Source organism: Mesonia hippocampi (genome assembly GCF_014197445.1).
Classification (GTDB): domain Bacteria; phylum Bacteroidota; class Bacteroidia; order Flavobacteriales; family Flavobacteriaceae; genus Mesonia; species Mesonia hippocampi.
In genome coordinates this window covers 1-4,410 of sequence record NZ_JACIFO010000023.1, presented here as the reverse complement: position 1 = coordinate 4,410, position 4,410 = coordinate 1, and the positions used below count along the sequence as shown (strand labels likewise).

3 protein-coding genes are annotated in these 4,410 nt (G+C 31.5%); all 3 read left to right on the top strand.

The genetic code is table 11. The features are described 5' to 3' along the window. Positions 1 to 673 precede the first annotated feature (673 nt). The 3 genes from GGR32_RS11935 to dinD all read left to right on the top strand — a co-directional run bounded on the left by GGR32_RS11935 (position 674) and on the right by dinD (position 3,402). Positions 674 to 1,198 carry a GNAT family N-acetyltransferase gene (locus tag GGR32_RS11935; RefSeq protein WP_183478433.1) on the top strand — a complete coding sequence of 175 codons (525 nt, stop codon included), beginning with the start codon at positions 674 to 676 and terminating at the stop codon, positions 1,196 to 1,198. Between the two features lie 206 nt (positions 1,199 to 1,404). Next, positions 1,405 to 2,214, top strand: a complete 810-nt coding sequence (locus GGR32_RS11930; RefSeq protein ID WP_183478432.1) for a class I SAM-dependent methyltransferase — start codon at positions 1,405 to 1,407, stop codon at positions 2,212 to 2,214. 351 nt (positions 2,215 to 2,565) lie between these two features. After that, complete coding sequence (gene dinD / locus GGR32_RS11925; RefSeq protein ID WP_183478431.1) at positions 2,566 to 3,402, top strand: DNA damage-inducible protein D; 837 nt, start codon at positions 2,566 to 2,568, stop codon at positions 3,400 to 3,402. Positions 3,403 to 4,410 lie beyond the last annotated feature (1,008 nt).

The window sequence follows — 4,410 nt, the reverse complement described above, 5'->3', positions numbered from 1 at the left end:
GCAAATAAGCGGTTTTTACGAATGTATTCGTAAAAATTTCCTTTAAAGGCACTAGATTTTTTTGATTCGTTTTTTTATCGATGAAAAAAATGAATGCTTATGTTGATTCATGAACACCATTAGCAAATAAAAGTTTCGTGAACTAAAAAAAGTAAGTATATTAAAGTTAATTATCCGTTCATTTTGTCTTGACAAAAAGCTGATTAAAAACAGACGAAAAAACACTGTTTTTTTAGATAAAAACAAGCCTGTAATAATAAAAAAATTTTCAGTTTATTTATACCATTATTTTACGAAAAACCAGCCTTTAGTTTTAGTCATGTTTTTCCCCTATCAAAGCCATACCTAGTCCACACCTAGTCCATACCTAGTCTAGGGTGAGACCACAAATTGTCCACTAAAAAATGGGCTAATTTTAGTTTAGCTGTGGTTTAAATATGGTGTAAAAAAGACTTATTTATAGGCTATAAAAAGCTATTAAAAATAGAGCCCCTAACAGAAATATTCTTAGCCTGTTTTTTGAGGGATTTTATTAAAAAAACAAGTAAATTTTATATATTTTAACCAAACCCTCTTAAGCTTTTTACACTCCTCTTATTTTAACATAAAAAGTTATATATCTTTGGGGATATATACAAGTTGTAACCAATTAAAAAAAACACTCTGAAAATAAATGACTATTTTCCAAACAGAAAGACTTTTAATAAGAACTCTAAAAAAAGAGGATTCTGTCGATTACTTTGATATGATGGGTAATCCAAATGTTATGAACCCTATTCCTAGAGATGTAATGACCAAAGAAGAAAGTAATGACCACTTAAATAAGTTTCTTAATACTGAACCTACAACGTCAGATATAAAGGTTTGGGCTATAGAATTAAAATCTGAAAATAATTTCATTGGACTTTGCGCTTTTCTAAAAAACAACGAGAATGAAGATGAAATTGGTTATAGATTGCGAGAAAAGTATTGGAAAAAAGGCTATGGTACAGAAGTAACGGTTGGACTTCTTAATTATGGTTTTGACCAAATGAAAATGGATAAAATAACAGCAGATGTCGATACCCGAAATTTGAATTCAGTTAAAATTTTAGAAAAGTTTATGACTGCGAAAAAAGAATTCTTTAATGAAGCAGACAACTGCACGGACAGAAGATATGAAATCCGTAAAAAAAACTGGTTACAACACGGTATATAGCAAATAGGGCATTCAGTAGTTTACGAAAGCTTAGTGTTATTTACTATCACCGCCAAATCGTTGATTTGGCTTTTAAGAATGAATAAATTAAAAACAAAATACAACGCTTTGGCTCAGTGCAAAACTGAAAGTTTATTGCTTTCGACTGCCCTACTTGCCATATACTAATCGTTAGCTGTTATTTTGAAAAATCAATCGTGAAAAAAATGAACTCAGAACAAAATTATATAGAAATAAACCGACAATCTTGGAATAACAGAACCGAGACTCACTTAAAATCGGAATTTTATGACCTTGACGGATTTCTGAATGGTAAAACCTCACTAAATGAAATTGAATTAAACTTGCTTGGAAACATAAAAGGAAAGACGATTTTACATTTGCAATGTCATTTCGGGCAAGACACTATTTCGTTGAGTAGACTTGGAGCTAATGTTACGGGCGTTGACCTAGCAGACAAGGCTATTGAAAGTGCAAAAAAAATTGCAAAAGACACCAACTCAAATGCAAATTTCATTTGTTGTGACATTTACGACTTACCAAATTATTTAGACCAAAAATTTGATATTGTTTTCACAAGTTATGGAACAATCGGTTGGTTGCCGGATTTAGACAAATGGGCAAAAATTATTTCCAAATTTCTAAAGCCAAACGGACAGTTTATATTTGTAGAATTTCATCCTGTTGTTTGGATGTTTGATGACAACTTTGAAAACATCGGTTATAGATATTTTAATTCAGGTGCAATTATAGAAACAGAAGATGGAACTTATGCCGACAAAAAAGCAGATATTACCCAATCTTATGTAATGTGGAATCACGGCATAAGTGAAGTACTGAACAGTCTTATAAAAAGCGAACTTGAAATAAAATCATTAGACGAGTTCGACTATTCACCTTATAACTGTTTCAACAAGACAGTAGAATTTGAATCGAGAAAATATAGAATAGAACATTTAGACGACAAAATCCCAATGGTATATTCGATAACAGCGACAAGAAAAAACAACAGCTAACAAAGATGGTAACCGTTGCACAAGCCTATAACTTTGTCTAAGTTGATCTTATATAAGCCGTTTTTAAGTGGTTTTATTTTTTCATTAGTTTAGCGAATAGTTAATAGTTGAGTGGCTTAAAAGTGAAGATATAGACTTCTGTAAACGGTTTTTTACAAAACCCAAAGCTTTTTACCTATACATTTCAACCAAACCCTTTTAGGCTTTTACACCCCCTCTTGTTTTAACATAAAACGTTATATATCTTTGAGGATAACTAACACTTTGATGCAAATCGCCATATCCGTCGGGGCGTTGTGTGTAATGTTGAACGAATAATAAAATTACATTAAAAATTCGTATTTTCATGATATGAAATCAAATTTAATAAAATCACTTACAGATAATTTTGAGTCTAATTCACACAAAACCGACGAAGGAGTTGAATTTTGGCTAGCAAGAGATTTACAACACTTGTTAGAATACTCAAAATGGGACAATTTCCAAAATGTTATATCAAAAGCAAAAACAGCTTGTGAACTATCTGGAGAGGACATTTCTAACCATTTTGCCGACGTCGGGAAAATGGTCTCTATTGGGTCAGGAACTGAAAAAGAAATACCAGACATAATGTTAACAAGGTATGCTTGTTATTTGATAGCTCAAAATGGAGACCCAAGAAAAGAAAAAATTGCATTTGCTCAAAGATATTTTGCTGTACAGACAAGAAAAGCTGAAATAATTGAACAAAAAATGCTTGAATATGAACGAGTTCAAGCTAGAAATAAACTAAAAGAAACAGAAAAAGAATTATCACAAGTAATTTTCGAACAAACAGGAGGAAACAAAAACTTTGCTTTAATTAGGAGCAAAGGAGATACAGCTCTTTTCGGCAGAAACACTCAACAAATGAAAAAGAAATGGGATATTAAAAATAAACCATTAGCTGATTTTATGCCAACTATTCTTCTGAAAGCTAAAGATTTCGCAACTGAAATAACAATATTTAATGCTAAGGATAAAAAAATGAAAACGGAATCTGCTATTTCAAAAGAACATATAACAAACAATTCTACCGTAAGAAAAACTTTGCTGTCAAGAGGTATTGTTCCTGAGAATTTAAAACCAGAAGAAGACATAAATAAGGTTAGTAGAAAACTTAACAGTGATGACAGAAAAATTTCTAAAAATCCTGACAAACTGAATTAAAAAAACGGCACACAACAAAGATGGTAGTCGTTGCACAAGCCTATAACTTTGCCTAAATTGATATTATATAAGCCGTTTTAAGCGGTTTTATTTTTTTATTAGTTGATTGAATAGTCAATAGTTGAATGTCTTTTAAAAAATAAGTGTAATAAAACTAATTATCCGTTCATTTTGTCTTGACACAAAACGAACCAAAAAGTCAAGACCGTTTTAAGGAAATTTTTAAAAGCAAGTTTTAAAACCGCTGCTAAATCTGGCGTTTCATGCTTTGTCTTTGCTAAGCAAAGACGCACTTCCACTGGATTTACAGCTATTTCTGCAAAACTGTCGGTTTTTCGGAATCACGAAAATTGTCTGTAAAAACGGAAGACCTTTTTAAAAATGTATTTATACATTTTTCCCGGGCCTTTAGAAATAGCTATTTGCAAGCGGAAGTGCTTTCGCCATAGGCGAAAATGGCATGTAGCGATAAGCAAATAAGCGGTTTTTACGAATGTATTCGTAAAAATTTCCTTTAAAGGCACTAGATTTTTTTGATTCGTTTTTTTATCGATAAAAAAAATGAATATTTAGAATAATTCATAAACACCATTAGGAAATAAAAGGTCGTGAACTAAAAAAATGAATGCTTATGTTGATTCATGAACACCACTAGCAGATAAAAGATTCGTGAACTAAAAAAAGTAAATACAATAAAGTTTATTATCCGTTCATTTTGTCTTGACACAAAACGAACCAAAAAGTCAAGACCGTTTTAAGGAAATTTTTAAAAGCAAGTTTTAAAACCGCTGCTAAATCAGGCGTTTCATGCTTTGTCTTTGCGATGCAAAGACGCACTTCCACTGGATTTACAGCTATTTCTGCAAAACTGTCGGCTGGGCTGAAATCAACTTTGTTGATTCATGAACACTACTAGCAGATAAAAGGTTTGTGAACTAAAAAAAGTAAGTATACTAAAGTTAATTATCCGTTCATTTTGTCTTGACACAAAACGAACCAAAAAGTCAA